Consider the following 25,910-nt stretch of genomic DNA (forward strand, 5'->3'; position numbering starts at 1 on the left):
GGGGCGTTTCGGTGCGCTCGGATGTTTCATCGTAGGGCGGAGTCCGCTCCTACGCCTGAACCTTAGGCGTAACTGTCTTGCGCCGAGGTGCTCTTCGTAGGATGGGTTGAGCTTGCGAAACCCATGCGGTGGCGGCGATGGGTATCGCTTCGCTCAACCCATCCTACGGGATTGCCTTGCCGGCCACGCCGTGGGGCTCTTCGTAGGAGCGGACCCTGTTCGCGATAGCCGGACATATCGGCGCGATTCGCGGGTGAGAGCCGCTCCTACGCCGCCCACCCGCACCATTCCCATGTAGGAGCGCGCCCTGCGCGCGAAATCGCGGGCAGGGCCCGCTCCTACAGTTCCGGGAAGGCCGGGCGTAGGAGCGGACTCTGTCCGCGATTGGATTCTCCGGCCACGCCGGACGCCCCGGCGGCACGAACGGCGCTCTCTTCCGTCAGGGAGAGGGCGCTCTAATAGAGCAGGTGCCTCCATCCATTGCGACGGCTGACCCACCCCCATCGCCCCGCTTGCGTATAATGCCCGGCTCGAAACGGAGTCCCCCATGCTCGACCAGGCTCAGCGCATCCTCAAAGACGTATTCGGCTACGACGCCTTCCGCGGCAACCAGGCTCGCATCATCGAACGCGTGGCCAGCGGCGGCGACGCCCTGGTGCTGATGCCCACCGGCGGCGGCAAGTCGCTGTGCTTCCAGGTGCCGGCGCTGCTGCGCGAGGGCCTGACCGTGGTGGTTTCGCCGCTGATCGCGCTGATGGAGGACCAGGTCGCCACCCTCGACGAGCTGGGCGTGCCGGTCGCCGCGCTGAATTCCTCGCTCAGCCCCGAGGCGCAGCGCGACATCGCCGCGCGCCTGCAGCGCGGCGAGATCAAGCTGCTCTACCTCGCCCCCGAGCGCCTGGTGCAGCCGCGCATGCTGGACTTCCTGCAGCGCCTGAACGTCAGCCTGTTCGCCATCGACGAGGCGCACTGCGTGTCGCAGTGGGGCCACGACTTCCGCCCGGAATACCTGCAGCTGGGCCAGCTCGCCGAACTGTTCCCGGACGTGCCGCGCATCGCCCTGACCGCCACCGCGGACATGCGCACCCGCGAGGAAATGATCCAGCGCCTGCACCTGCAGAACGCCGAGCAGTTCCTCTCCAGCTTCGACCGGCCGAACATCTTCTACCGCATCGTGCCCAAGGAGCAGCCGCGCAAGCAGCTGCTGGGCTTCCTCGCCGAGCGCCGCGGCGACGCCGGCATCGTCTACTGCCTGTCGCGCAAGAAGGTCGAGGAGGTCGCCGAGTTCCTCTCCAACCAGGGCTTCCCGGCGCTGCCGTACCACGCCGGGCTGTCCAACGAGCTGCGTGCCTTCCACCAGAAGCGCTTCCTCAACGAGGAAGGCCTGATCATGGTGGCGACCATCGCCTTCGGCATGGGCATCGACAAGCCCAACGTGCGCTTCGTCGCCCACCTCGACCTGCCCAAGAGCCTGGAGGCCTACTACCAGGAAACCGGCCGCGCCGGCCGCGACGGCCTGCCGGCGGACGCCTGGATGGCCTACGGCCTGCAGGACGTGCTGCTGCTGCGGCAGATGATGCAGAACTCCGAGGGCGACGAGCGCCACAAGCGCGTCGAACGGCACAAGCTCGAAGCCATGCTGGCCCTGTGCGAGGAGCCGCGCTGCCGGCGCCAGGCGCTGCTGGCCTACTTCGACGAGGTCATGCCCAACCCCTGCGGGCATTGCGACAACTGCGTCGACGGCGTCGAGACCTGGGACGCCACCGAGCCCGCGCGCCAGGCGCTGTCGGCCATCTACCGCAGCGGCCAGCGCTACGGCGTCGGCCACCTGGTGGACATCCTGATGGGCAAGGAGACCGAGAAGGTGCGCAGCCTCGGCCACCAGCACCTGGCGGTGTTCGGCATCGGCAAGGGCCGCCCCGAGGACGAGTGGCGCACCCTGTTCCGCCAGTTGGTGGCGCGCGGCCTGGCCGACGTCGACCTCGACGGCTACGGCAGCCTGCGCCTGACCGAGGCCTGCCGGCCGCTGCTGCGTGGCGAGGAAACCCTGGCCCTGCGCCGCGATCCCAAGCCGCAGCGCAGCAAGTCCCCGTCCTCCGGCGGCGCCAGCCCGGCCAGCCAGCTGGTGCGCCAGGAAGAGCGCGAAATGTGGGAAGCCCTGCGCACCCTGCGGCGCAAGCTGGCGCAGGAGCATTCGGTGCCGCCCTACGTCATCTTCCCCGACGCCACCCTGCTGGAAATGCTGCGCAGCCAGCCGACCACGCTCACCGCCATGGCCCAGGTCAGCGGCGTCGGCGCGCGCAAGCTGGAGCGCTACGGCCAGGCCTTCCTCGACGTGCTCACCGAGTCCGAGGCGGCGCCCGCCACGCCGGCGCCGGTGGTCGACCTCAGCCACGAACTGGTCAGCCTGGCCCGCGCCGGCATGACCCCGGCGCAGATCGCCCGCCAGCTCGACTGCAGCGAGAAGAACGTCTACAACCTGTTGGCCGAGGCCATTGCCGCGCAGCAGCTGAGCCTGGAACAGGCCCTGGACCTGCCCGAGGAGCTGCTGGCCGAAGTGCAGGACGCCTTCCTCGAAGAGGACGGCGAGCTGCCGCCGGTAGCGGCCCTGGCCGAGCGCTTCGAGGGCCGCGTGCCGCAGGGCGTGCTGCATTGCGTGCGCGCCGCGCTGCAGGCCGAGCTGGAAGTCTGAGGCCGGCGCCGGCCATGCTGGCGCTCTGATGGCTGACAGAAAAGTGGCGTTTCGAGGCGACAAACTTGTGACGCGCTTCGCAACGGGCTAAGGTGTGCCCAAGACCTCCACCAGAAGAGGCGGACGTGCCACACCATGCCTGGCTCGACGACGTGCGCGCCAACCCCTACGCCGAACAGCTCGCCCGCGGTTTCCGCCGCCTGCGCTTCGACGCGCCCGTGGAAGGCGAGTACCGCGCCTACCTGCTGGAAGACAACTTCGCCCTCAAGTGCAGCGCCCTCGGCTTCGCCGTGCTGGCCTGGCTGGCGCTGGCGGCCATCGACCTGCTGCTGATCCCTGGGCCGGAGCACTGGAGCATGCTCGCCGTGCGTGCCGCGGTGCTGGTGCTGCTGGTGGTCTGCGGCGGGCTGATCCTGCAACGGCGCTTCGTGCGCCTGGTGGTGCCGCTGAGCCTCGCCTGCATCCTCGCCGTGGGCATCGGCGCCGCCGTGGTGGTGGGCATCGCCCACCGCGTCGACCCCGGCTATCCCTACGAGGGCCTGCTGCTGGTCAGCATGGCCGCCTACTTCCTGGTCGGCCTGCGCTTTTCCGAGGCGCTGGGTTCGGCCTCGCTGATCCTCCTGGCCTACCTGGGCTGCGAGCTCTACGCCGGCCTGGCGCCGGCCAAGCTGCTGAACAACCTGGTGTTCCTGCTGCTGGGCAACCTGGTCGGCGCGGTGGGCTGCTACCTGCTGGAGTACAAGTCCCGCGAGCACTTCCTGGTCAGCCGGCTGATGCGCCAGATGGCCGACCACGACGCCCTCACCGGCCTGCACAACCGGCGCAGCTTCGACCGCCAGTTAGAGCGCCTGTGGCGCCAGGCCCAGCGCGACGGCACGCCGCTGTCGCTGCTGCTCTGCGACGTCGACCACTTCAAGGCCTACAACGACCGCTATGGCCACCAGGCCGGCGACGAGGTGCTGCGCAGCATAGGCAGGGCCCTGGCGGCCAGCGCGCGGCGGCCGCTGGACATGGCCGTGCGCCTGGGCGGCGAGGAGTTCGCCGTGCTGCTCTATGGCACCGACCTGGACGAGGCCCGGCAGCGCGCCGAGGTGTTGCGCCAAGCGGTGCAGAGCCTGGGCATCAGCCACGAGGGGTCGAGCACCGCGGCGGAGGTGACGCTGTCCATCGGCGTTTCCTGCCTGCAGCCCGGCGCCGCCTCGGCCCTGCAGGCGATCTACGCCCATGCCGACCGCGCCCTCTACGAGGCCAAGGCGTTCGGCCGCAACCAGGTGGTGGCCTGACCCATTCGGTCCCCCGTCCTGGCGCCGCCGGTGACTGCGCCTGCCGGCACGCCGGTGCTAGGATGCCGCCGACCCCGCAGCCGAGCGCCCGCCATGCAGCGACTGATCCAGGCCAACGGCCAGCCCCACTACGGGGTGTTCGCCGAGACCCCGCAGGACGTCAACCACCGCGACTTCGACTACCGCTCGCCCATGGGGCGCAAGCTGGGCGCGCTGAGCAAGTGGCGCAATTTCCACCAGTTCCAGTACTTCGGCCTGATCAGCCCGCAACTGATCGGCGGCTGCGCCCTGGCCGAACTGAGCCTGGTGGCCGTCGGCTTCGTCTACCTCTACGAGCCGCGCAGCGGGCGCATGCTCGAACGTCGCTTCAAATGCCCGCTGGGCTTGGGCACGCGCTTCTCGCAGCGCCCGGACGACGGCGCCTGCGAACTGCGCCAGGGGCGCAACCGGTTGCGTCTGGAGAACTCTGCCGGGCCGCTGCGCAAGCGCCTGCTGGTGGAACTGGACGATGGCACGCGCATCGACGCCTGTTTCGACGAGACTGAGCCGGCCTTCCAGCCCATGAGCCTGTGCACGCCCGCGGCGGTGAACGGCTGGGTATACGCACGCAAGGTCGCCGGGGTGCGCTGCGCGGGCCAGGTGCGCAGCGCCCTGGGCGATTTCGACCTGCGCGCCATCGACGCCTTCGCCCACCACGACTGGTCGGCCGGCTACATGCGCCGCGAGACCTTCTGGAGCTGGGCCTGCCTGTCCGGCGAAGCGCAGGGGAGGCGGGTGGGGCTGAACCTGTCGTGCGGGGTCAACGAGACCAGCTTCACCGAGAACTGCTTCTGGCTCGACGGTGAGCTGTGCAAGGTCGACAGCGTGCGTTTCGAGTTCGACCGCGACCGGGAGCTGGGCCCCTGGCGCATCCGCTCCTTCGATGGCCAGGTGGACCTCACCTTCGAGGCCCACGGCCTGCATCGCGAACGCCTGAACCTGGGCCTGCTGGCGAGCAACTTCAAGCAGATCTTCGGGCGCTTCCGCGGCGAGCTGCGCCCCCATGGCCGCGCGTCGCTGGTCATCGACGACCTCTGGGGCTTCGTCGAGGACCAGTACGCCAAATGGTGAACGGGTAAAGCCCTGCGACAAAATGTCATTGTACGGGCTTGATTAGCCGACTAATAATTAGCCAAATCAATTAGCCTGAAACTGCTGCAGCACAATGACAGATAAAGACAAGCACTACTTCGGCACCCAACTGGCCCAGGCCTCGCGTGCATGGCGCGCCGAACTCGACCGCCGCCTCAGCCACCTGGGGCTTTCCCAGGCCCGTTGGCTGGTGTTGTTGCACCTGGCGCGCAATTCCGGCATCCCCACCCAGCGCGAGCTCGCGCAATCGGTCGGCGTCGAAGGCCCGACCCTCGCGCGCCTGCTCGACGGCCTCGAATCCCAGGGCCTGGTGCGCCGCCAGGCGGTGGCCGAGGACCGCCGCGCCAAGCGCATCTGCCTGACGCCCAAGGCCGACGTGCTGATCGCCGACATCGAGAACATCGCCGCCAGCGTACGCAATGACGTATTGGCCGGCATCGATGAGTCGGACATAGCAATCTGTCAGAAAATCCTCTCCCGCATCCTCTCCAACCTGGAAAAGAACTGAGCGATTCTTCACACTTTTTCGAGTAGAATTGCCAAACTTCTGACGGCTCCTACGGGGGCCGTCATCCGTTCGGAGTGGTACCCAGACCTTTCGCCGGGTTTCCGACGAATTGTCTTGACCTAGACGGGGCCTGCGCCTAATCGTGATGGCAATGAGCCTTTATGGCGTTGCCGGGCCAACCCACGTCCCGGATGGGCGTCTATATTGCATGGACAGCACGACCGATCGCACAGCGAGGTCAAGGATGGCCTGCAGACCTGGACACAACTGGGATGGGACCTATGGCTCGACTCACTCGCTTGCCGCTGGCAATGGCCGTACTCTCGGCACTCATGACTTCCCAGGCCCATGCTCTGGGGCTCGGCGACATCACCGTGCGCTCGGCGCTGAACCAGCCGCTGGATGCGGAGATCGAGCTGCTGCAGCCCGGCGACCTGAGCAGTGACGAACTCATCGCCCGCCTGGCCGACATGGCCACCTTCGAGCGCATGGGCGTGGACCGCACCGCCTTCCTGCAGAACCTGCGCTTCACCCCGGTGATCCGTAACGGCCGCGGTTACATCCGTGTGGTTTCCACCCAGCCGGTGCATGAGCCCTACCTGAATTTCCTCCTCGAACTGGAGCGTCCCAACGGCCGCCTGCTGCGCGAGTACACACTGCTGATCGACCCGCCGGGCTATGCCGGCGGCAGCTATGCCCAGAGCGCTCCCACGCGCGGTGCCGACAGCGGATCGGCAGCCAGCCGCCCGGCCAAGCGCAGTGCGGCAGCGCGCCCAGCCCCCGTTCCGAGCGCGCCCATCGCCGCGGGCGAGGGGCGCTACACCACCGCCGCGGGCGACACCCTGTGGAGCATCTCCGGCCGCCTGGGCGCCAAGGGCGCCGCCCGCCAGGCGCTGATGACCCAGCTGCAGCAGCTCAACCCGCAGGCGTTCATCGGCGGCAACCCGCACCGCCTGCGCCTCGGCTACCAGTTGGTGCTGCCCGCCGGCCAGGCTGCGCCTGCGGCTGCCACGAACACCGCTGCTGCCGCCGCGCCGACCAGCGCCGCGCCTGCCGCGCCGGCGCCGAGCGAGGCGATGGTGGCCCAGGCCCAGGGGCAACTGGCCGACCTGACCGCCGAGCGCGAGCGCCTGAACCAGCGCATGGACACCCTGCAACAGCAGCTCGACACCCTGCAGAAGGCCCTGGAAAGCCGCGACCAGCAGGTGCAGAGCCTGCAGGCCGAACTGGCCCGGCGCCAGGCCGAGCAAGCGGCCGCGCCGGCCAGCGTTCAGGTGCCTGAAGCCGCGCCTGCCGCACCCGTGGCTGCACCGGCTGCTGCGCCTGCGCCGACGGCGGAAGCCGCCAAGCCGGCGCCCCAGGCGCCCGCCGCGCAGGATGAAGAAAACGCCTCCCTGAGCCGCTACTGGCCGTGGGCCGCCCTGGCAGCCCTGGTGCTGGCCCTGGGCCTGGTCTACAAGCGCCGGCGCAAGCCCAGCGGCGACGAGCCGCCCCAGGCGCAGCCCGAGGCCGTCAGCCTGCCACCGCTGGCGCCGGCCCGCCCGGCAGCACCGGCCAGGCCGGTGGTGGCTTCCGCCGTCGAGCCGCTGGCCAGCGTCAACGAAGCCTCCCTGGCACGGCTGCCGGCTGCCAGCAGCGACAGCCTGGAAGGGGCGAACATCTACATCGCCTACGGCCGCTTCGGCCAGGCCCGCGACATGCTGGTCAAGTCCGTCGCCGCCGAACCGCAGCGCCGCGACCTGCGCCTGAAGCTGCTGCTGGTGCTCGCCGAGCTCGGCGACCGGACCACCTTCCACGAGCAGGAGCGGGCGTTGCAGGCGATGGGCGGCGACCAGAAGCAGATCGACCAGCTCAAGGCCCGCTACCCCGCCATGCTCGAGCGTGAAGACGAGCAGGCCATCAGCGACGGCCTCGGCGAATGGGACGGGCTGGAGCTGGGCGACATCGGCGAGCACCCCGCGCCGGCACAGCCGCCACTGAGCGACGCCGGCGACCTGAACCTGGGCGAGCTGTCCCTGGACCTGGACTGGAACAGCCTGGACGCCTTCGATTCGCCCAAGGGCTCGCCGGCCAAGGGCGGCAAGGACGACACCGACGATCTGCTGAAGGATTTCCGCAGCAACCTGCGCGAGTTGCCCGAAGTCACCGAGTTCGACCTGGACGACGAACAGGCCGGCGCCTTCGGCCTGCCGAGCCGTTCCGGCGGCGAGCAGGACAAGTTGCTGGCCAGCCTCGACCAGGCCCGTGCCTGCATCGACCGCGGCGACCTCGACGAGGCCTACCGGATCCTCGAACAAGTGTTGCAGAAGGGCGACAAGCAGGAACAGGAAGAGGCCCGCGAGCTGTTGGCGCGGATTGCCTGAAGCATCCTGAGTCATCCGGAGCCCGGCCTTGTGCCGGGCTTTTTGTTGCCTGAAGCCGGTGAGGCTCGGCGCTCGGGCTTTCCCCTCACCCCAGCCCTCTCCCGGAGGGAGAGGGGGCAGTACGTGCCGGCTGGGAGTGAGGTTTCAGCCGGAGAATCCTTACTCTCCGGCTAACTCCAATCTCCCCGAGCACGCCGAACGGTCCCTTCTCCCTCCGGGAGAGGGTTAGGGTGAGGGAGCCGCAGGCCTGCTCCCTCAATCCCGAGGGGAATGGTGCGGGGGAGCAACTGTCTTGCAGGCCACGCCGGAGGGCTCTTCGTAGGAGCGAGCCGTGCCCGCTCGTACGGTAGGAGCGGATCTCATCCGCGAATCGCGCTGGGATGTCCGGCTATCGCGGACAAGGTCCGCTCCTACAGGGGAAGGAATACCGTGCCTCCCGGCGACCTGTAGGAGCGGGCCCTGCCCGCGATATCGCGCGCAGGGCGCGCTCCTACACCACCGCACACCCCGTAGGATGGGTTGAGCGAAGCGATACCCATCACCGTGGCCGCATGGGTTTCGCAGGCTCAACCCATCCTACGAAGAGTGCCCTGGCGCAGTCGGCAAGACAGTCGCTCCTACACCCGCGTCCGACCGTAGGGCGAATAACCGTTCGCGGTTATCCGCCGCCAGCCGGAACACCTGCGCCCGAGGACGGCAGGGCTCCCTCAGAAATTCCGCCCCAGGTTCAGGTACACCGCATGCTCATCGGCATCGTTGAGCCCGTAGCTGAACGACAGCGGCCCCAGCGGCGTCTCGAAGCCGAGCATGATGCTCATGGCGTTGATGTAGCCGGTGTCGTAGCTGTTGTCGTTGTTCCACACCCGTCCGCGTTCCAGGCTGCCGCCGAGGTAGAAGGGGAAGTCCAGGGGCAGGAACGAACGCTCGGTCATGCGCCGGTAGTAGATCACCCGGCCGAGGCTGTAGTTCTGCCCGGCCAGGGCGTCCTGGCGGAAGCCGGAGAGTTCGCGCGCGCCGCCGAGCAGGAAGCTCGACACCACCACGTCGGCGTCGTCCAGGGTGCGCCCGTAGCCGCCGCCGAGCACCCAGGTGTTCGGCCCGCTGCTCAGCGCCTTGTCCAGGCGCAGTTCCCACTGGCGGTAGCGGTCGTCGTCGCCCAGCGACGGCGTGTGCTCGCGGTAGCCGGCCTGGATGTCCTCGCCCTCGCGGGGGAAGTCGACGTTGTCCATGGTGTCGAAGGAGTACTTCAGCTCGGCGTAGCCTTCGTTGAAGTGGAAGTCCGGCAGGTCCTGCTGGCCCACGCGCACGTCGGCCTTGCCGAAGGCCTGGGCCACGCCCAGGCGGATCTCGCCGTTGTTGGCGATCTGCCGGCCGAGGTTGAGGCCGTAGCCGTAGCGCTCCAGGCGGTATTCGGCTATGGGGTCGTCGTTGTCGGTGGCCTCGACGTTGCGCGCCTCGTTGAACAGGTAGGGCGCCACGAAGTAGCGCGAGCCGGCGTCCAGCGGCTGGTAGAACTCGCTGTAGAGTTCCTGCTGGTCGCCGATCTGCAGGCGCGTCAGCCATTCCGCGCCCAGGCGGTTGATGCCGTTGACGCGATAGCTGGCGCCGACGTTGAAGGTGCTGTCGCCGCGCAGGTCGTCCGACAGGTTCAGGCCCAGGCGCAGGTAGTCGGTGCCGCTGCGCTTGCCCAGGGCATGGATGACCAGGGCGTTGCCGCCTTTCTCGCGGACCACGCGGTACTGCACCTGGTCGAAGTAGTCCAGGCCGTAGAGGGTGCTCATGTCGCTCTGCAGGCGCTCCAGGTCCAGCGGCTGGCCCAGCGGCTGGCGGATGTAGTGGCGGATCACCTCGTCGCCGACCTTGGAGTCGTTCTCCACGCGGATGCTGCCGATCACCGGGGTGCGCTCGTCCGGCGTGCGCGCCTCGGCCAGGGCCACGGCCTCCTGGTCGCGGGGCTTGCGCAGGGCCGCCAGGCGCGTGGCGAGGATGCTGGTGGCGCGGTAGCCGGCGTCGATCAGCTGCGGCACGCGGCCGAAGTCGGTGGAGCTGTAGCCGCTGAGCGGCGGCTGGATGAGCACGTCGTCGGGCTTCAGGGTGGCCAGCTGCGCCTCGGAATTCTTGCGTGTCATCAGGGTGACCGACTGGTTGAGCATGTCCACCACCGTGGTCAACTGCTTGCGTTCGAGCAGCGGGTTGCCGATGTCGACCACGATGACCACGTCGACGCCCATCCTGCGCGCCACGTCCACCGGGATGTTGTCGACCATGCCGCCGTCCACCAGCAGCTTGCCGTCGACCTCCACCGGGGCGAACACCGCCGGGATCGACATGCTGGCGCGGATCGCCTGGGGCAGGTGGCCGCGGTCGAATACCACCTTCTCGCCGGTGGCGATGTCGGTGGCCACGGCGCGGAAGGGGATGGCCAGCTTGTCGAAGTCGCGGGTGCCGCTGGTGTGCACCAGCAGGCTTTCCAGGAGCATGGTCAGGTTCTGCCCCTGGATGGCGCCCAGGGGCAGGCCGAGGGAGCCGTCGTCGCGGAAGCTGAGCTTCTGCTTGACCAGGAAGTCGCGGTCGTCCTGCTTGCGCCGGAAGGGCACGTCCACCCGCGGCGGCGAGTCGGACAGCGCCTGCTGCCAGTCCAGGCCGAGGGCGATGCGCTCCAGCTCCTTGGGCGTGTAGCCGGCGGCGTAGAGCCCGCCGACCACCGCGCCCATGCTGGTCCCGGCGATGGCGTCGATGTGGATGCCCTGTTCGTCCAGGGCCTTGAGCACGCCGATGTGGGCCAGGCCGCGGGCGGCGCCGCCGGACAGCACCAGGCCGATCTTCGGCGGGTGCCCGGCGGCGAGGGTGAACAGCGGAAGGAGCAGCAGCAGGGCGAACAGCAGGCGGCGCATGGGGCGGGGTCCGATCGGGCTTCCAGGCGGCTATTATAGGCATCCCAGAGCAGGAGCCCGGTCGCCATGAGCCAGCCCAGAGCGGAAATCGTCATCACCTATTGCACCCAGTGCCAGTGGCTGCTGCGCGCCGCCTGGCTGGCCCAGGAGCTGCTCAGCACCTTCGCCGACGACCTCGCCCGGGTGAGCCTGGAGCCCGGCACCGGCGGGGTGTTCCGCATCACCTGCGACGGCGAGCAGATCTGGGAGCGCAAGGCCGACGGCGGCTTCCCCGAGGCCAAGGTGCTCAAGCAGCGGGTCCGCGACCGCATCGACCCGCAGCGCGACCTGGGGCACAACGACCGGCCGTGAGTCGGGTATTCCGTTAGTGAGCTATCTTTTCCTGCCTTATATCAAAGGCTGCCGGCGTCGCGCGCAATAGCCTGTGGGCAACTCATTCTCCCCAGGGGAGGGGTGCCACATGAGCATCATCGTCACCGGGGCGGCCGGCTTCATCGGCAGCAACCTCGTCAAGGCGCTGAACCGGCGTGGTGAAACCGACATCATCGCGGTCGACGACCTGACCGAGGGAGACAAGGTCCGCAACCTGGCCGACTGCGACATCGCCGACTACCTGGACAAGCGCGACTTCGTCGAGCGCTACGCCCGCGGCGGCTTCGGCGTGGTCCGCGCGCTGTTCCACCAGGGCGCCTGCTCCAGCACCCTGGAAGGCGACGGCCGCTACCTGATGGACAACAACTACCGCTACAGCTGCGACCTGCTGGAAGCCAGCCTGAAGCTCGGCGTACCGTTCATCTACGCCTCCTCGGCGGCGGTGTATGGCGCCGGCCGCGACTTCCGCGAGCTGCGCGAGTACGAGCGGCCGCTGAACGCCTACGGCTACTCCAAGTTCCTCTTCGACCAGCGCGTGCGCCGCGCCCTGCCGCAGGCGCGCAGCCAGGTCGTCGGGCTGCGCTACTTCAACGTCTACGGCCCGCGGGAGCAGCACAAGGGGCGCATGGCTTCGGTGGCCTTCCACTGCTTCGAGCAGTTCCGCGCCAGCGGCAAGGTGCAACTGTTCGGCGAATACGGCGACTACCCGGCCGGCGGCCACCTGCGCGACTTCGTCTACGTGGACGACGTGGCGCGGGTCAACCTGCACTTCCTCGACAACCCCGGCCGCAGCGGCATCTTCAACCTCGGCAGCGGCCGCGCCCAGCCCGTCAACGACGTGGCCCTGGCGGTGATCAACAGCCTGCGCGCGCAGCAGGACCAACCGCCGCTGGACCTGCAGCAGGCCATCGCCCAGGGGCTGCTGGAATACGTCGAATTCCCCGACAGCCTGCGCGGCAAGTACCAGTGCTACACCTGCGCCGACATCGCCTTCCTCCGCGAGGCCGGCTACCGCGCGCCCATGCTGGGCGTGGAGGAGGGGGTGGAGCGTTATTGCCGGTGGTTGCTGGAACAGGAAGCGGCCTGAGCAGCCGAGCTCTTCGCATGAGAGCCTTCCATACGTGCGGATGTATCGGTTGTTTTACCCAGTCTTTACCAAGCGCTGACAACCGACAGGCCCCGGACGAGCGATGATAGGCACCATGAAAGGCGGGCGCTTGGCGCCCGTGTCCGGAGGTGCAATCAAGATGTCGTCGCAAGCTGTGCTCAAGTCGATCGCCGCTGCTCTGGCCCTGAGCCTGTCGGCCGCCGCCGTGGCCGGGCCGCCCGGTTATGGTCCCGGCCCGGGGCATGGCTGGGGGCCGGGCCCCGGGCATGGCCATGGCCTGCCGGATTATGCGCGGTCGCTGTGGATCGGCAGTGCGCTCTATTTCGTCGCTGCGGGCACCTACTACCTGTGGAACGCCGACCGTCGCGAATACGTGGTGGTGGAGCCGCCGCCGGCGGTGCAGCAGGCGCCGGCGGGTGTGAGCTACGACGTGATCGCCTACCCGGCGCGCGGGCAGACGCCCGACCAGCAGAGCCGTGACCGCTACGAGTGCCACACCTGGGCCGTTGGCCAGAGCGGCTTCGACCCGGCCGCGGCCAGCCAGGCGCCGGCACCGGGCGTGGCGGATACCTACCGGCGGGCGCTGGGCGCCTGCCTGAACGGGCGCGGCTACAGCATCAACTGAAACAACCGGCCCCGGGCCGGACCGAACAGGCCGCTTCGCAGGCAATCGTGCGGTGATTCCTTGGCAATCCCTCCCCAGGGCAAGGAGTCGGGTTACGCATGCTGCGGGGCGGCCTTCTTATTTTTCCCGACGCTATTGGAGCGGAATCATGCCCTCACCCCAGCCCTCTCCCGGAGGGCGAGGGGGCCGTTCGGAGCGGGGCTGAGTCCGGAGCCATCCTGAAACGTCTACGGCGTATTCGCCGAATCGCGGACAGAGTCCTGCACCTTCCGGCAGTGCCCCGTAGGATGGCGTTGAGCGAAGCGATACCCATCGCCATGGTCCGATGGGTATCGCAGGCTCAACCCATCCTACGAAAAGCGCCCCGGTGCGCTGGGCAAGACAGTTGCTCCTACAGCTCCAGGGAAGCACGGGCGTAGGAGCGGACTTTGTCCGCGATTGGATTCACCGGCCACGCCGGACGTCCCGGCAGCACAGGCTAAGCGGCACTACGCGCACTGAGGAAGGTGGCGAAGATGATCAGCGCGCCACCGGCCAGCATCCGCAGGCTCGGCTGCTCGCCGAACAGTACGGCGGCGAAGGCGATGCCGTAGACCGGCTCCAGGGCAAAGATCACCGCCGCGGTGCGCGCCTTGATCAGCTGCAGGCTGGCGACGAACAGGCTGTGCGCCACGCCCGTGCACAGCACCCCCAGCAGCACCAGCCACAACCAGTCCAGCGCGCGCACCGCGGGCAGTTCGAACAGGGCCAGCGGCGCCAGGCAGAGGACGATGGTGAGGTTCTGCGCGAAGGCCGAGAGGATCGGGTCCAGCCCGCGCACGCTGGCGCGGTTGGCCAGCGACAGCAGGGCGAACAGCAGGCCGGAGGCGATGCCCCAGAACAGCCCGGCGGTGGCGCCCTGGCTGAAGTCCAGGTTCGGCGTCACCAGCACCAGGCCCAGGCACACCAGCCCCACCACCAGGTACTCGGCGCGACGGATGCGTTCGCGGAACAGCAGCCCTTCCAGCAGCACGGTGAAGGCCGGGAAGCTGGCGAAACCCAGGGTGGCCACGGCGACGTTGCCCACCTTCACCGCGAGGAAGAAGGTCAGCCAGTGCGCGCACAGCAGCAGCCCGCTGCCGGCCAGCGCGGCGGCCTGGCGCAGGCTCGGCCGCGGTTGCGCCGCCAGGTGCCCGGCGAAGGCGCCGCCCAGCGCCGCCAGGCCGAACAGCGCGCGGCCGAAGACGATCACCAGCGGGGCGGCGAGGATGAGTTTGCCGAAGATGCCGCTCAGGCCGAACATCAGGGCGCCTACGTGCAGGCCGATCAGGGCCGAGCGGGGTGTCAGTCGGGGAACGCGCATTGCTTCTCTATCTATCGCGGGATCGCAGGTGCTCGATGAGCCAGTCGCCTGGCGGTTGAAGGCCTCAGGCCAGGCGCGCGCCGTTGGGCAGCGGCTTGTCGAAGCCGGCCAGCACCACTTTGTCGTCGCTGTCGTAGACGCCGGTGACCAGCACTTCCGAGCGCACCCCGGCGATGGACTTGGGGGCGAAGTTGCAGACGCACAGGACCTGGCGGCCGAGCAGTTCGTCGAGGGAATAGTGCGCGGTGATCTGCGCGCTGGAGGTCTTCAGCCCCAGCGGGCCGAGGTCGACCTGCAGGATGTACGCCGGCTTGCGCGCCTTGCTGTTGGGTTCGGCGTGGACGATGGTGCCCACGCGCAGTTCGACGCGCTCGAAATCCTGCCACTCGATGGTTTCTGCCGACATCGCCGATCTCCTCAGCTCATCTGCTCAATGATGGAGCGGCAGTCTAGGGCGTGGCGGGGCGTTTGTCTGTCGCGCGGCTAGCGGGAATTGTCGCGTGCCTCGCGGCGGATCTGCCGCGGCGTGCTGCCGAACTGGCGGACCAGGGCGGCGGTGAAGGCGCTCTGCGAGGCATAGCCGACCCGCGCGGCGATTTCGCCCACCGCCAGGTGCGTGGCGCAGAGCAGTTCGCGGCCCAGTTGCAGGCGGCGCTGGCGCACGTAGTCCATGGGCGTCTGCCCGGTCTCGGCGAGGAAGCGGGCGTGGAAGCGCGCCGCCGACAGCCCGGCCAGCCGCGCCAGGTCGGCGACTTGCAGCGGGTGCCCGGCGTGGCGGTCGACGTAGGCGTCCAGGCTGGCCAGCGGCAGGCGCGCCGGTTCCTCGGCGGCGTGCATGCCGGCCAGGCTGGCGAGCAGCAGCAGGGCGCCCTGGCGGGCGATCACCGGGTCCTGCAGGGGGCTGGCGGCCAGCCAGTGCACCAGTTGCCCCTGGGCCGGGTTCAGGGCCAGGGCGGCGGGGCGTTCCAGCAGGCGGCGGATGCTCTGCGCGTGCTCGCCCAGGCCGCGCAGCAGCAGGTCCTCGTCCTCCAGGTCGAACACCAGGCACTGGCTGCCGCCGGGGGCGGCGCAGGCGTGGTGCGCGCCGCGCGGGACCACCGCGAAGTGCTGGCGGGTGACGCGGCTGCCCAGGCCGCCGACCTCGAACTCCAGATCGCCGGACAGCCCCAGGACCAGTTGCGCGTGGTCGTGGCTGTGGGCGAGGTGCTCTTGGCTGTAACGGCGCAGGGAGAGGATCTGGCTCATGGCGGGCTCCGGGGGCAGGCCCACAGTCTAGCGCGGCGCAGGCTGTCACGGGACTGTCGCGCGGCCGTCACGCGCGGGTCACCGCCGGGCCGGAAAATCGACTAAACCCCGCCGGAGGCCGCCCATGACCAGCGCCCAACGCCTGATGCCGACCAAGAAACAACGGGTGCGCACCCTGTGGATATCCGACGTCCACCTGGGCACGCGCGACTGCCAGGCCGAGCACCTGGCGGGCTTCCTCAAGCGCTACCACGCCGAGCGCATCTATCTGGTGGGCGACATCATCGACGGCTGGAAGCTGCGCGGCGGCATCTACTGGCCGCAGGCGCACACCAACGTGATCCGCCGCCTGCTGACCATGAGCAAGCGCGGCACCGAGGTGATCTACGTCACCGGCAACCACGACGAGTTCCTGCGCCGCTACTCCACGCTGCTGCTGGGCAACATCCGCCTGGTCGACGAGATCGAGCACACCACCGCCGACGGCCGCCGCCTGCTGGTGATCCACGGCGACCAGTTCGACGTCATCACCCGCTACCACCGCTGGCTGGCGTTCCTCGGCGACTCGGCCTACGAATTCACCCTGACCCTCAACCGCTGGCTGAACCACTGGCGCAGCCGCTACGGCTATGGCTACTGGTCGCTGTCGGCGTACCTGAAGCACAAGGTGAAGACCGCGGTGAACTTCATCAGCGACTTCGAGGAAGCCATCGCCCACGAAGTCCACAAGCGCGGGCTGAACGGCGTGGTCTGCGGGCACATCCACCACGCGGAGATCCGCCGGATCGGCGAGGTGGAGTACCTCAACTGCGGCGACTGGGTGGAGTCCTGCACGGCGCTGATCGAGCACTGGGACGGCAGCATCCAGCTCTACCGCCTGGCCGAGGAGCAGCTCCAGCACGCCAGCGAGGCCATCGTCGCCGAGCCGGCGGCATGAGGCTGCTGATCGTCAGCGACGCCTGGGCGCCGCAGGTGAACGGCGTGGTGACCAGCCTGCGTGCTCTGGTCGCCGAACTGGAGGCCATGGGGCACCAGGTACGCCTGCTGTCGCCGGCCGAGTTCCGCAGCCGGCCCTGCCCGAGCTACCCGGAAATCCCCCTGGCCTGGGACCTGTGGAAGGTCGGCCCGGCCATCGAGGCCTTCGCCCCGGACTGCGTGCACCTGGCCACCGAGGGCCCGTTGGGCTGGGCCGCGCGGCGCTGGCTGTTGCGCCGCGGCCTGGCCTTCACCACGGCGATCCACACGCGCTTCCCGGAATACCTGAACAACCGCTGGGCCTGGCTGCCGCTGGCGTTCGGCTATGCCGTGCTGCGCCGCTTCCACGCGCCCAGCGCGGCGGTGCTGGTGAGCAGCGAGCGCATGCGTGGCGCCTTCGCCGATTGGGGCGTACAGGCCCTGGAGTTGTGGCGCAAGGGTGTGGATACCACGCAATTCCAGATGGGACCGGGGCCTGTCGAGGGCCCGGTGTTCCTCTATGTCGGGCGCCTGGCGCCGGAGAAGAACCTGGAAGCCTTCCTCGACCTGGACCTGCCCGGGCTCAAGCGGGTGGTGGGCGACGGCCCGTCACGCGGCGAGCTGCAGGCGCGTTATCCCCAGGTGGAATTCCTCGGCAACCGCCATGGCGAGGCGCTGGCCGAGGCCTATCGCGCGGCCAACGTGCTGGTGTTCCCCTCGCGCACCGACACCCTCGGCCTGGTGATGTACGAAGCCCTGGCCTGCGGCACGCCTGTGGCCGCCTTCCCGGTGCCGGGCCCGCTGGACGTGCTGGAGGAGGGCGTCACTGGCGCCATCGATAGCGACCTGCGCAAGGCCTGCCTGCGCGCCCTGGCGCTGGACCGCCAGGCCTGCGCCGAGTGGGCCGCCGGGCAGTCCTGGCGGCTCTCGGCGCAGCAGTTCCTGGCCCTGCAGCGGCCGCTCGGCGAGCCGGGTGGCATGACCGAGGCCGAGGCCCTGGTCGACTGAGGCCTAGTGGAACAGGTCGCGGTCGCTGTCCAGGCTCTGGTCCACCAGCCACTTGCCGTGGGCGATGGAGGCGTGCTGCGCGGCGTCCAGGTCGGCGAGGAAGGCCATCTTCGTCGGCAGCGGCTGGCGCCGCGTGCTGCGTCCGTCCGGGGCGATGATCTGGCAGCCGCCGGCATAGGGCGTGGGCAGCCCCGGGTGTTCGAAGACGCGGGCGATGATGGTGTAGTCGCGATGGGTGCATTGCAGGGTTTGCATGGCATGGACCTCGCTGTCGGGCCAGGGGGCGCCGCCTGCGCCATTGCCGGCGCCAGGCGCCGCGCCGCTCTGGCATGGCTGTCCCGCCGGTGGCGGGGCCTGTGCTTTCGCGTATCCCCACCTTAGAACAGCGGGCCGGCCGTGCAAGGACGGGGCGACGAAGGGCGCCGCGGCACTTTTCTTCCGCCGCGCCCGGCGCCAGACTGTCGGCATGCCTATCCATAGACTTTCCCGCCTCGGCGACCTCGCGCCCAGCCAGTGGGACGCTCTGCTGCCGGACGCCCAGCCGTTCCTGCGCCACGCCTTCCTCGCCAGCCTGGAGGACAGCGGCAGCGTCACCGCGCGCACCGGCTGGCGCCCGGCGCACCATGTGCTGCTCGACGACGCCGGGCGGCTGCGCGCGGCGCTGCCGGCCTACGTGAAGGCGCATTCCTATGGCGAATACGTGTTCGACTGGGGCTGGGCGGACGCCTGCCAGCGTGCCGGTATCCGCTACTACCCCAAGCTGCTGATGGGCGTGCCCTTCTCGCCGGTGAGCGGCGCGCGCCTGCTGGGCACGGACGAGGGCATCGCCGAATTGCTGGGCGTGCTGGCCGAGGGCACCGCGGAAGGCGTGTGGTCCGGCGTGCACGTGAACTTCACCGAGCCGCGCGCCGACGGGCTGATCGCCGCGCAGGGCGGCTGGCTGGAGCGCCTGGGCTGCCAGTACCACTGGTTCAACCGCGGTTACCGGGATTTCCAGGACTTCCTCGATGCCCTGGCCTCGCGCAAGCGCAAGCAACTGCGCAAGGAGCGCGAGCAGGTGGCCGGGCAGGGCATGGAGTTCCGCTGGATGGAGGGGCCCGAGCTGGTCGAGGCCGACTGGGACTTCGTCTACGCCTGCTACGCCAGCACCTATGAGGTGCGCGGCCAGGCGCCGTACCTGACGCGGGAGTTCTTCAGCCTGCTGGCCGAGCGCATGGGCGAGGCGATCCGCGTGGTCTTCGCCCGCCGCAACGGACGGCCGGTGGCCATGGCCTTCAGCCTGGTGGATGGCGACACCCTCTACGGGCGCTACTGGGGTTGTCTGGCGGAGTACGACCGCCTGCACTTCGAGACCTGCTTCTACCAGGGGCTGGACTATGCCCTGGCCGCCGGGCTGCGCCGCTTCGACGCCGGCGCCCAGGGCGAGCACAAGCTGATCCGTGGCTTCGAGCCGGTGCTCACGCGCTCCTGGCACCAACTGGGGCACCCGGGCCTGCGCGCCGCGGTGGACGACTTCCTCGCCCAGGAGCGCGCCGGCATCCGCGCCTACGCCGAGGAGGCGCGGGCGGCGCTGCCTTACCGGCAGGCGGAGTAAGGGGAAGGCGGGTAGAAGGTCGGCCCCCGGCCGCTACGACAGGCTCGCGGGGTGGCCAAGTCGGCCAGGGACCGAGACCGGGTGGGGCTCAGACGTGGCTCGCCTGGCCGCCCCATTCGAGGAAGCGCACGCGGTGCGTGGTGCCCTCGTGGTCCTGGTACACGAGGTAGGCGGGGACCATGCCCACCTTGTGCGAGTTGTCGGTACGGTGCAGCACCTTGTCGATATCCAGCGACATGCCGTAGTGATATTCGACCGTCGGAAGGTCGGCGCCCGGCTCCTTGATCGCGTCCTGGGCGAAGACCATGGGAGCGAGGCTGGAAAGCACCGCCGATACGACAGAAGCAATCTTCATTCTGGTGGTCCTCATAGCGAAGGGGATGAAGCCCCGCCCTGGAGCACTGGCATCCGATGTCTGGCCGCGGGTCCGGGGGCGGGCAGGGGGCGATGCTTCAGGCGTCCACCGCGTGGCGGGGCGTGGAACAGATATGACCACCGAACCACCCCACGCGAGAAATTGATGTGCTTGCTAATGATCATCGACCAGGGTGATGCGGCGACTTGTCGCAGGGTTCGGGATGGAGGCTTAAGGCTTCATTAACGGACTGGGCGATATGCCGCAGGAATCCTGTAGGAGCGGGCCCTGCCCGCGATTCGCGCGCAGGGCGCGCTCCTACAAGGTGTGGTGCTTTGCGAATGGGCTGGGCAGGAGATTCGGCGTCAACCTGTAGCGGGCCCTGCCCGCGATTTCGCGCGCAGGGCGCGTTCCTACAGCCAGACCGCGTTCCAGAAGGGGTAGTCGCCAACCTTGGCCACCAGGCCGGCACGTAGGGGATTGGCGACGACGTAGCGTGCGGCGGCACGCAGGTCCTCGTCTCGGCGCAGTGCGCGATCATGATACGCCCGTGCCCATAGTGTTCCGGACCTGCCCAGGCACTGGTTCACGTGCCGGGCACTGCATGATTTCAGACGGTTCACAAGACTGTTCAAGCTCGCCCCAGAACCGATCTGGAGCAGCCAGTGGGCATGGTCGGGCATCAGTACCCAAGCCAGCATATGGCAGTCGTCGAGGAGCCTCGGGTCGCGAAGCAGCGCGCTGCCGCACAGGCGGCAGGAAAGCAGCGAAAAATGGGGGGGCGGTCGTATGTGGTGGTCGTAACCAGGTAGGTCGTATGAGGCTGGGAAAACCGACCTTTGCGCAGCGCCGAATGGCCCGGGGATTGCTCGTCCATATTCAGTCCTCAGGGGAAAGGACTGAATATCGCTTCCAACCCCTGAGGAAAGAGCGCTGGCCGCCACCGAATGCGCTGCCTGCCCTGTAGGAGCGGGCCCTGCCCGCGAAATCGCGCGCAGGGCGCGCTCCTACAGGGGGATTGTTGGTTAATCCACCCCCACGAACCCGCCGGTCTGGTGGCGCCACAGGCGGGCGTAGAGGCCGCCGTGTTCGATCAGTTCGGCGTGGCTGCCGCTTTCGACGATGCGGCCGTGTTCCAGCACCACCAGGCGGTCCATGCGGGCGATGGTGGAGAGGCGGTGGGCGATGGCGATCACCGTCTTGCCTTGCATCAGCGTCTCCAGGCTTTCCTGGATGGCCGATTCCACTTCCGAATCCAGCGCCGAGGTGGCCTCGTCGAGGATCAGGATCGGCGCGTCCTTGAGCAGCACGCGGGCGATGGCGATGCGCTGGCGCTGGCCGCCGGAGAGCTTCACGCCGCGCTCGCCGACATGGGCGTCGAGGCCGGTGCGGCCCTGGGCGTCGTACAGCTGCGGGATGAACTCGCTGGCGCGGGCCTTGCGCACCGCCTCCTGCAGTTCTTCCTCGCTGGCGCCGGGGCGGCCGTAGAGCAGGTTGTCGCGGATCGAGCGGTGCAGCAGCGAGGTGTCCTGGGTGACCATGCCGATCTGCGCGCGCAGGCTCTCCTGGGTCACGTGGGCGATGTCCTGGTCGTCGATCAGGATGCGCCCGCCTTCCAGGTCATACAGGCGCAGCAGCAGGTTGACCAGGGTCGACTTGCCGGCGCCGGAGGGGCCGACCAGGCCGATCTTCTCGCCCGGGCGCACCACCAGGTCCAGGCCCTGGATCAGGCCGCTGCCCTTGCCGTAGCTGAAGTCCACCTCGTCGAAGCGCACCTCGCCGCGCGTCACCACCAACGGCTTGGCGTCGGGCGCGTCGACCACCTGGCGGGGGATGGCGATGGTCTGCATGCCGTCCTGCACCTGGCCGATGTTCTCGAAGATGCCGCCGACCACCCACATGATCCAGCCGGACATGTTGTTGATGCGGATCACCAGGCTGGTGGCCAGGGCGATGGCGCCCACCGAGATCAGTTCCTGGCTCCACAGCCACAGCGCCAGGCCCGTGGTGCCGGCGATGAGGATGCCGTTCATGATGGTGATGCTGACGTCCATGGAGGTCACCACGCGCCCGGCGCGCTGGGCCTTGTGCGTCTGCTCGGCGATGGCCTCGCGGGCGTAGTCCTCTTCCTGGCGGGTGTGGGCGAACAGCTTGAGGGTGGTGATGTTGGTGTAGCCGTCGACGATGCGCCCCATCAGCTTGGAGCGCGAGTCCGAGGCGGCCACCGAGCGGCGCTTCACCTGCGGCACGAAGTAGGCGAGGGCGCCAACGTAGGCGATCACCCAGAGCACCAGCGGGATCATCAGCCGCCAGTCGGCCTCGGCGAACAGCACCAGGGCGCTGATGGTGTAGATCGCCACGTGCCAGAGCGCGTCCACCACCTGCACCGCCGAGTCGCGCAGCGAGTTGCCGGTCTGCATGATGCGCTGGGCGATGCGCCCGGCGAAGTCGTTCTGGAAGAAGCCCAGGCTCTGCTTGAGCACGTAGCGGTGGTTCTGCCAGCGGATCAGGTTGGTCATGCTGGGGTTGATGCTCTGGTGCACCAGCATGTCGTGCAGGGCGTTGAACAGCGGGCGCAGCACCAGCGCCACCGCGGCCATCCAGGCCAGTTCGTTGCCGTGCAGGCGGAAGAAGTCGGCGGGCGCGGTGTTCTGCGCCAGGTCGACGATGCGCCCCAGGTAGCTGAACAGCGCCACCTCGATCAGGGCGACGATCAGGCCGACCACCAGCAGGACCGAGAACACCGGCCAGACCTGGCGCAGGTAGTAGGTGTAGAAGCGCCAGACGTCGGCCGGCGGCATGTGCTCGGGGGCGTCGCGGAAGGGGTCGATGAGCTTTTCGAAGCGGCGGTAGAGCATGATGTCTCTCGGTTGTCGCGGGCCCGTCCCGGGCCCGCCGTTTCAGGCCTCCGTCAGCGTGGGAATCGGGGATTCTCAGAGACGCTTGGCGGAGAGTATGACCACCGGCTCGGCGGGCACGTTCTGGTACATGCCGCGGTTGGTGGTGGGCACCTTGGCGATCATGTCGACCACGCCCATGCCGCGCACGACCTTGCCGAACACCGCGTAGCCAAAGTCGCGCTGGCCGTGGTCGAGGAAGTCGTTGTCGGTCAGGTTGACGAAGAACTGGCTGGTGGCCGAGTCCACGTCGCTGGTGCGGGCCATGGCCAGAGTGCCGCGGGCGTTGAGCAGGCCGTTGTCGGCCTCGTTCTTGATCGGCTCGCCGGTGTCCTTCTCCTGCATCTTCTCGGTGAAGCCGCCGGTCTGCACCATGAAGCCGGGGATCACCCGGTGGAAGATGGTGCCGTTGTAGAAGCCGCTGTCGACGTAGCCGAGGAAGTTCTTCACGCTGATCGGCGCCTTGGCGCTGTCGAGTTCCACCTCGATCTCGCCCAGGGTGGTGGAGAGCAGCACGTGGGGTTTCGCCGGGTCGGCGGCGAGCGCCGAAGTGGCCAGGACGAGGGTACAGGCGGCGAACAGGAAGCGTTTGAACAGGGTCATTTTGCGGATGTTTCCTGAGGTGTTTTAGGAATGGTCTGCCTGCTCGAGGAAGTCGAGCAGGGTGCTGTTGAAGGCTTGCGGCTGGTCCAGCGGGGTGGCGTGGCGCGAATCCTCGATCACCACCAGGCGCGCGTTGGGCAGGCGCTCCACGTAGGCCTGCTTGAGCGTCACCGGGGTGTAGTCGCGGTCGGCGCTGACCACCAGCGTCGGACAGGTTATGCGCCCCAGGCGCTCCTGCACACCCCAGCCGATGATGGCGTGCAGGCTGGAAAGGTAAGCGCGTTTGTCGTTCTGCGGCCAGCGCTGCTCGATCTTGCGCCGCAGGTCGGCCTGCTCCGGCTTGGGGAACAGCAGCTTGCCCAGGGCCTTGCCCACGGTGTCCAGGCCCAGCACGTGGGCGAGGAACAGCCGGCGCGCCACTTCCAGGTATTCGCGCAGGGTGCGCGGCTTCACTTCCGGGGCGCTGTTGACGATGGTCAGGCTCTTGAGCAGTTCCGGCCGGCGGGTGGCCAGCTCGAAGCCGATCATCCCGCCCATGCTGATGCCCACCAGGTGCACCGGGGCCAGGCGCAGTTCCTCGATCAGCGCCGCCACGTCCTCGGCGAAGCCGGCGATGCTGTAGCGCTCGCGGGGCTTGTCGGACTGGCCGTGGCCGCGCACGTCGAGGGCGATCACCCGGTGCCGCCGGAGCAGCTCCGGCACCTGGTATTCCCAGTCACGGCTGCTCGAGCCCAGGCCGTGCACCAGCAGCACGGGCGTGCCCTGGCCGCTGTCCTCGAAGTACAGGCGCTGGCCGTCGTGGTGCAGGTAGGGCATCGGCGGTTCTCCGGGTCAGGCGCTCGGCGGCGCGGCGAAGGGGGCGTCCAGGGGTACGTTGGCGAAGGTCTTCAGCAGTTCGACGAGGATCTGCGTGGCCGGGCCCAGGGGCTTTTCCTTGTTCGGATAAAGATAGAAGCGGCTCTCGCGGGTGACGCCCTGGGTCAGCGGCAGCGGCTTGAGCGAGCCGTCGCGCAGTTCGCGCTCGATCATGTGCCGCGGCAGCCAGGCGAAGCCCAGGCCGTTGCCGACGAAGGTGGCGGCGGTGGCCAGGCTGCCCACCGTCCAGCGCTGCTCGGCGCCCAGCCAGCCGACGTCGCGCGGCTGCAGGCGGCCGGAGTCGCGGATGACCACCTGCATCTGGCTTTCCAGGTCCTGGTGCGTCAGCTCGCGCTGCAGGCGGTGCAGCGGATGGTCCGGGTTGGCCACGGCGACGAATTCCACGGTGCACAGGTCGGCGCCCAGGTAGCCGGCGATGTTCAGGCCGCTGATGGCCAGGTCCGCATGGCCCTGCTGCAGCGCCTCTTCGACGCCGGAAAGCACCTCCTCGCGCAGCAGCACGCGGCAGCCGCGGCTCTGCGGCACGAACGCGGACAGCGCGCGGACCAGGCGCAAGGTGGGGTAGGCGGCGTCCACCACCAGGCGCACTTCCGGCTCCCAGCCCTGCTCCATGTGGTGGGCCAGTTCCTCCAGTTGGCCGGCGCTCTTCACCAGTTGCCGCGAGCGCCGCAGCAGCACCTCGCCGGCCTCGGTGAGCACCGCCTTGCGGCCGTCGATGCGCAGCAGCGGCACGCCGAGCTGCTCCTGCATGCGCGCCACCGTGTAGCTGATGGAAGACTGCGAGCGGTGCAGGGCCTCGGCGGCCTGGGCGAAGCCGCCGTGGTCGACCACCGCCTGCAGCGTGCGCCATTGATCCAGGGTAACGCGGGGCGCTTTCATCCTCGCCTCCTCTTGTCTAATCTGGCGCTCTGCCTGAACCGAGCGAGACCGCCACATGAAAAGAATCTGCTGTGCGTTGCTGCTGTCGCTGCCGTTGACCGCCCTGGCCTACCCGATCGAGGTGGAGAAGTCCCTCAACGGCACGGAGATCGACGTCCAGACCCAGGACATCGGCGACAGCATGGGCGCCGTGCTGTTGCAGAACTACGGCAAGCAGGACGTGGCCTGCACCGCGGTGTTCCAGAACGGCCCGGAGTCGCCCAAGGTGCGCAAGACGGTGCTCGCCGCCGGCAAGTCCAGCAACCTCACCGCCAGCTTCGGCCGCGCCATCATCAAGCTGCGCATCAAGCTGACCTGCAACCCGGCCTGAGCCGGCAGCGCATGTTCTCCAGACTAGGAGCAGACGCGGTACAAATCAACTAAATCGATATTTTGAAGCAATTATTTCTGCTTTTTTATCGATAAGTCATTCCATAAGCTGGCCTCCATCGACGCAAACGACCGCTGGAGGTCAAGCCCATGTCCCGTGTTCTGGTAATCGAAAGCAGCGCCCGCCAACAAGGTTCGGTCTCCCGCCAGCTGACCGCCGAATTCATCGCCAACTGGCGCGCCGCCCACCCCGCCGACGAGATCCAGGTCCGCGACCTGGCGCTGGAACAGGTGCCGCACCTGGACGCCGACCTGCTGGGCGGCTGGATGAAGCCGGCCGAGCAGCACAGCGCCGCCGAGCAGGCCGCGCTGCAGCGTTCCAACCTGCTCACCGAGGAGTTGCTGGCCGCCGACGTGCTGGTGCTGGCCGCGCCCATGTACAACTTCGCCATCCCCAGCACCCTGAAGTCCTGGCTGGACCACGTGCTGCGCGCCGGCGTCACCTTCAAGTACACCGAGACCGGCCCCCAGGGCCTGCTCGGCGGCAAGCGTGCCTACATCCTGACCAGCCGCGGCGGCGTGTACGCCGGCGGCCCGCTGGACCACCAGGAACCCTACCTGCGCCAGGCCCTGGCCTTCATCGGCATCCACGACGTCACCTTCGTCCATGCCGAGGGCCTGAACATGGGCCCCGAGTTCGCCGAGAAAGGCCTGGCCAAGGCCCGCGAGCAACTGGCCGCGGTGGCCTGACCCCCTGATTCCGGCTTACCACTTGCGCGCCCGTCGCTCCTGGGCGCGACGCCCGGTCGACG

At 68.7% G+C, this 25,910-nt stretch carries 23 protein-coding genes and 1 pseudogene; 13 read left to right on the top strand and 11 right to left on the bottom strand.

Translation table 11 applies throughout. From position 1 onward, the window contains the following. The first annotated feature begins 547 nt into the window (after window positions 1–547). The 5 genes from recQ (at window position 548) to IG194_RS23350 (ending at window position 7,977) form a co-directional block, all read left to right on the top strand. Window positions 548–2,692, top strand: a complete 2,145-nt coding sequence (gene recQ / locus IG194_RS23330; protein WP_058488876.1) for a DNA helicase RecQ — start codon at window positions 548–550, stop codon at window positions 2,690–2,692. 125 nt (window positions 2,693–2,817) lie between these two features. Next, window positions 2,818–3,975 (top strand): diguanylate cyclase, encoded by a 1,158-nt coding sequence (locus IG194_RS23335; protein WP_058072873.1) that lies wholly within the window; start codon window positions 2,818–2,820, stop codon window positions 3,973–3,975. Between the two features lie 93 nt (window positions 3,976–4,068). Beyond that, the gene (locus IG194_RS23340; protein ID WP_192353601.1) at window positions 4,069–5,085 is read left to right on the top strand and encodes a DUF2804 domain-containing protein; all 1,017 of its coding nucleotides are present in this window, start codon (window positions 4,069–4,071) and stop codon (window positions 5,083–5,085) included. Between the two features lie 94 nt (window positions 5,086–5,179). Then, a complete protein-coding gene (gene slyA, locus IG194_RS23345) occupies window positions 5,180–5,614 on the top strand; it encodes a transcriptional regulator SlyA (RefSeq protein WP_009620445.1) in 435 nt (144 codons plus the stop codon). Window positions 5,615–5,895: 281 nt separating this feature from the next. Next, window positions 5,896–7,977 carry a FimV/HubP family polar landmark protein gene (locus IG194_RS23350; protein WP_058488878.1) on the top strand — a complete coding sequence of 694 codons (2,082 nt, stop codon included), beginning with the start codon at window positions 5,896–5,898 and terminating at the stop codon, window positions 7,975–7,977. Window positions 7,978–8,684: 707 nt separating this feature from the next. On the opposite strand, the gene IG194_RS23355 is transcribed toward IG194_RS23350, so the two are convergent. Then, complete coding sequence (locus tag IG194_RS23355; protein WP_058488879.1) at window positions 8,685–10,871, bottom strand: patatin-like phospholipase family protein; 2,187 nt, start codon at window positions 10,869–10,871, stop codon at window positions 8,685–8,687. A 66-nt stretch (window positions 10,872–10,937) separates the two neighbouring features. Here IG194_RS23355 and IG194_RS23360 point away from each other — a divergent pair, with 66 nt between their 5' ends. The 3 genes from IG194_RS23360 (at window position 10,938) to IG194_RS23370 (ending at window position 12,976) form a co-directional block, all read left to right on the top strand. After that, window positions 10,938–11,222 carry a SelT/SelW/SelH family protein gene (locus IG194_RS23360; protein WP_009620440.1) on the top strand — a complete coding sequence of 95 codons (285 nt, stop codon included), beginning with the start codon at window positions 10,938–10,940 and terminating at the stop codon, window positions 11,220–11,222. Between the two features lie 109 nt (window positions 11,223–11,331). Next, window positions 11,332–12,330, top strand: coding sequence for an ADP-glyceromanno-heptose 6-epimerase (gene rfaD / locus IG194_RS23365; protein WP_058488880.1), 999 nt, complete (start codon window positions 11,332–11,334; stop codon window positions 12,328–12,330). A 160-nt stretch (window positions 12,331–12,490) separates the two neighbouring features. Beyond that, window positions 12,491–12,976 carry a hypothetical protein gene (locus IG194_RS23370; protein ID WP_043270992.1) on the top strand — a complete coding sequence of 162 codons (486 nt, stop codon included), beginning with the start codon at window positions 12,491–12,493 and terminating at the stop codon, window positions 12,974–12,976. Between the two features lie 478 nt (window positions 12,977–13,454). On the opposite strand, the gene IG194_RS23375 is transcribed toward IG194_RS23370, so the two are convergent. The 3 genes from IG194_RS23375 to IG194_RS23385 all read right to left on the bottom strand — a co-directional run bounded on the left by IG194_RS23375 (window position 13,455) and on the right by IG194_RS23385 (window position 15,563). Continuing rightward, complete coding sequence (locus IG194_RS23375) at window positions 13,455–14,318, bottom strand: DMT family transporter (RefSeq protein WP_082996378.1); 864 nt, start codon at window positions 14,316–14,318, stop codon at window positions 13,455–13,457. Window positions 14,319–14,382: 64 nt separating this feature from the next. Continuing rightward, window positions 14,383–14,724, bottom strand: a complete 342-nt coding sequence (locus IG194_RS23380; protein ID WP_009620426.1) for a tRNA-binding protein — start codon at window positions 14,722–14,724, stop codon at window positions 14,383–14,385. Window positions 14,725–14,801: 77 nt separating this feature from the next. After that, entirely contained in the window at window positions 14,802–15,563 is a 762-nt protein-coding gene (locus IG194_RS23385) for a helix-turn-helix transcriptional regulator (RefSeq protein WP_058488881.1), read from the bottom strand. A 124-nt stretch (window positions 15,564–15,687) separates the two neighbouring features. Here IG194_RS23385 and IG194_RS23390 point away from each other — a divergent pair, with 124 nt between their 5' ends. Next, complete coding sequence (locus IG194_RS23390) at window positions 15,688–16,500, top strand: UDP-2,3-diacylglucosamine diphosphatase (protein WP_043270987.1); 813 nt, start codon at window positions 15,688–15,690, stop codon at window positions 16,498–16,500. Continuing rightward, window positions 16,497–17,525 carry a glycosyltransferase family 4 protein gene (locus IG194_RS23395; protein WP_058488882.1) on the top strand — a complete coding sequence of 343 codons (1,029 nt, stop codon included), beginning with the start codon at window positions 16,497–16,499 and terminating at the stop codon, window positions 17,523–17,525. The genes IG194_RS23390 and IG194_RS23395 overlap by 4 nt, the downstream gene beginning before the upstream one ends. A gap of 3 nt (window positions 17,526–17,528) precedes the next feature. Here IG194_RS23395 and IG194_RS23400 read toward each other — a convergent pair whose 3' ends face one another. Beyond that, window positions 17,529–17,780 (bottom strand): hypothetical protein, encoded by a 252-nt coding sequence (locus IG194_RS23400; protein ID WP_009620418.1) that lies wholly within the window; start codon window positions 17,778–17,780, stop codon window positions 17,529–17,531. A 211-nt stretch (window positions 17,781–17,991) separates the two neighbouring features. Here IG194_RS23400 and IG194_RS23405 point away from each other — a divergent pair, with 211 nt between their 5' ends. Next, window positions 17,992–19,119 (top strand): GNAT family N-acetyltransferase, encoded by a 1,128-nt coding sequence (locus IG194_RS23405; protein ID WP_058488883.1) that lies wholly within the window; start codon window positions 17,992–17,994, stop codon window positions 19,117–19,119. An 88-nt stretch (window positions 19,120–19,207) separates the two neighbouring features. Here IG194_RS23405 and IG194_RS23410 read toward each other — a convergent pair whose 3' ends face one another. The 6 genes and pseudogenes from IG194_RS23410 to IG194_RS23435 form a co-directional block, all read right to left on the bottom strand. Next, window positions 19,208–19,474, bottom strand: a complete 267-nt coding sequence (locus IG194_RS23410; protein ID WP_009620414.1) for a DUF2790 domain-containing protein — start codon at window positions 19,472–19,474, stop codon at window positions 19,208–19,210. A 413-nt stretch (window positions 19,475–19,887) separates the two neighbouring features. After that, window positions 19,888–20,351, bottom strand: a pseudogene (locus IG194_RS33385) (REP-associated tyrosine transposase). Window positions 20,352–20,499: 148 nt separating this feature from the next. Beyond that, on the bottom strand, window positions 20,500–22,332 hold the full coding sequence (locus tag IG194_RS23420) for an ABC transporter ATP-binding protein (RefSeq protein WP_064987665.1): 1,833 nt from the start codon (window positions 22,330–22,332) through the stop codon (window positions 20,500–20,502). Window positions 22,333–22,407: 75 nt separating this feature from the next. After that, window positions 22,408–22,968 (bottom strand): peptidylprolyl isomerase, encoded by a 561-nt coding sequence (locus IG194_RS23425; RefSeq protein ID WP_064987669.1) that lies wholly within the window; start codon window positions 22,966–22,968, stop codon window positions 22,408–22,410. A 30-nt stretch (window positions 22,969–22,998) separates the two neighbouring features. Next, entirely contained in the window at window positions 22,999–23,790 is a 792-nt protein-coding gene (locus tag IG194_RS23430; RefSeq protein WP_058488885.1) for an alpha/beta fold hydrolase, read from the bottom strand. Window positions 23,791–23,805: 15 nt separating this feature from the next. Next, window positions 23,806–24,729 (bottom strand): LysR family transcriptional regulator, encoded by a 924-nt coding sequence (locus IG194_RS23435; RefSeq protein ID WP_009623637.1) that lies wholly within the window; start codon window positions 24,727–24,729, stop codon window positions 23,806–23,808. 55 nt (window positions 24,730–24,784) lie between these two features. Here IG194_RS23435 and IG194_RS23440 point away from each other — a divergent pair, with 55 nt between their 5' ends. Together IG194_RS23440 and IG194_RS23445 are read left to right on the top strand one after the other, a co-directional pair. Further along, complete coding sequence (locus IG194_RS23440; RefSeq protein WP_009623635.1) at window positions 24,785–25,099, top strand: hypothetical protein; 315 nt, start codon at window positions 24,785–24,787, stop codon at window positions 25,097–25,099. Window positions 25,100–25,248: 149 nt separating this feature from the next. Next, complete coding sequence (locus tag IG194_RS23445) at window positions 25,249–25,848, top strand: FMN-dependent NADH-azoreductase (protein WP_043270972.1); 600 nt, start codon at window positions 25,249–25,251, stop codon at window positions 25,846–25,848. Window positions 25,849–25,910: the final 62 nt, after the last annotated feature.

The organism is Pseudomonas sp. ADPe (assembly GCF_014843515.1).
GTDB lineage: Bacteria > Pseudomonadota > Gammaproteobacteria > Pseudomonadales > Pseudomonadaceae > Pseudomonas > Pseudomonas citronellolis.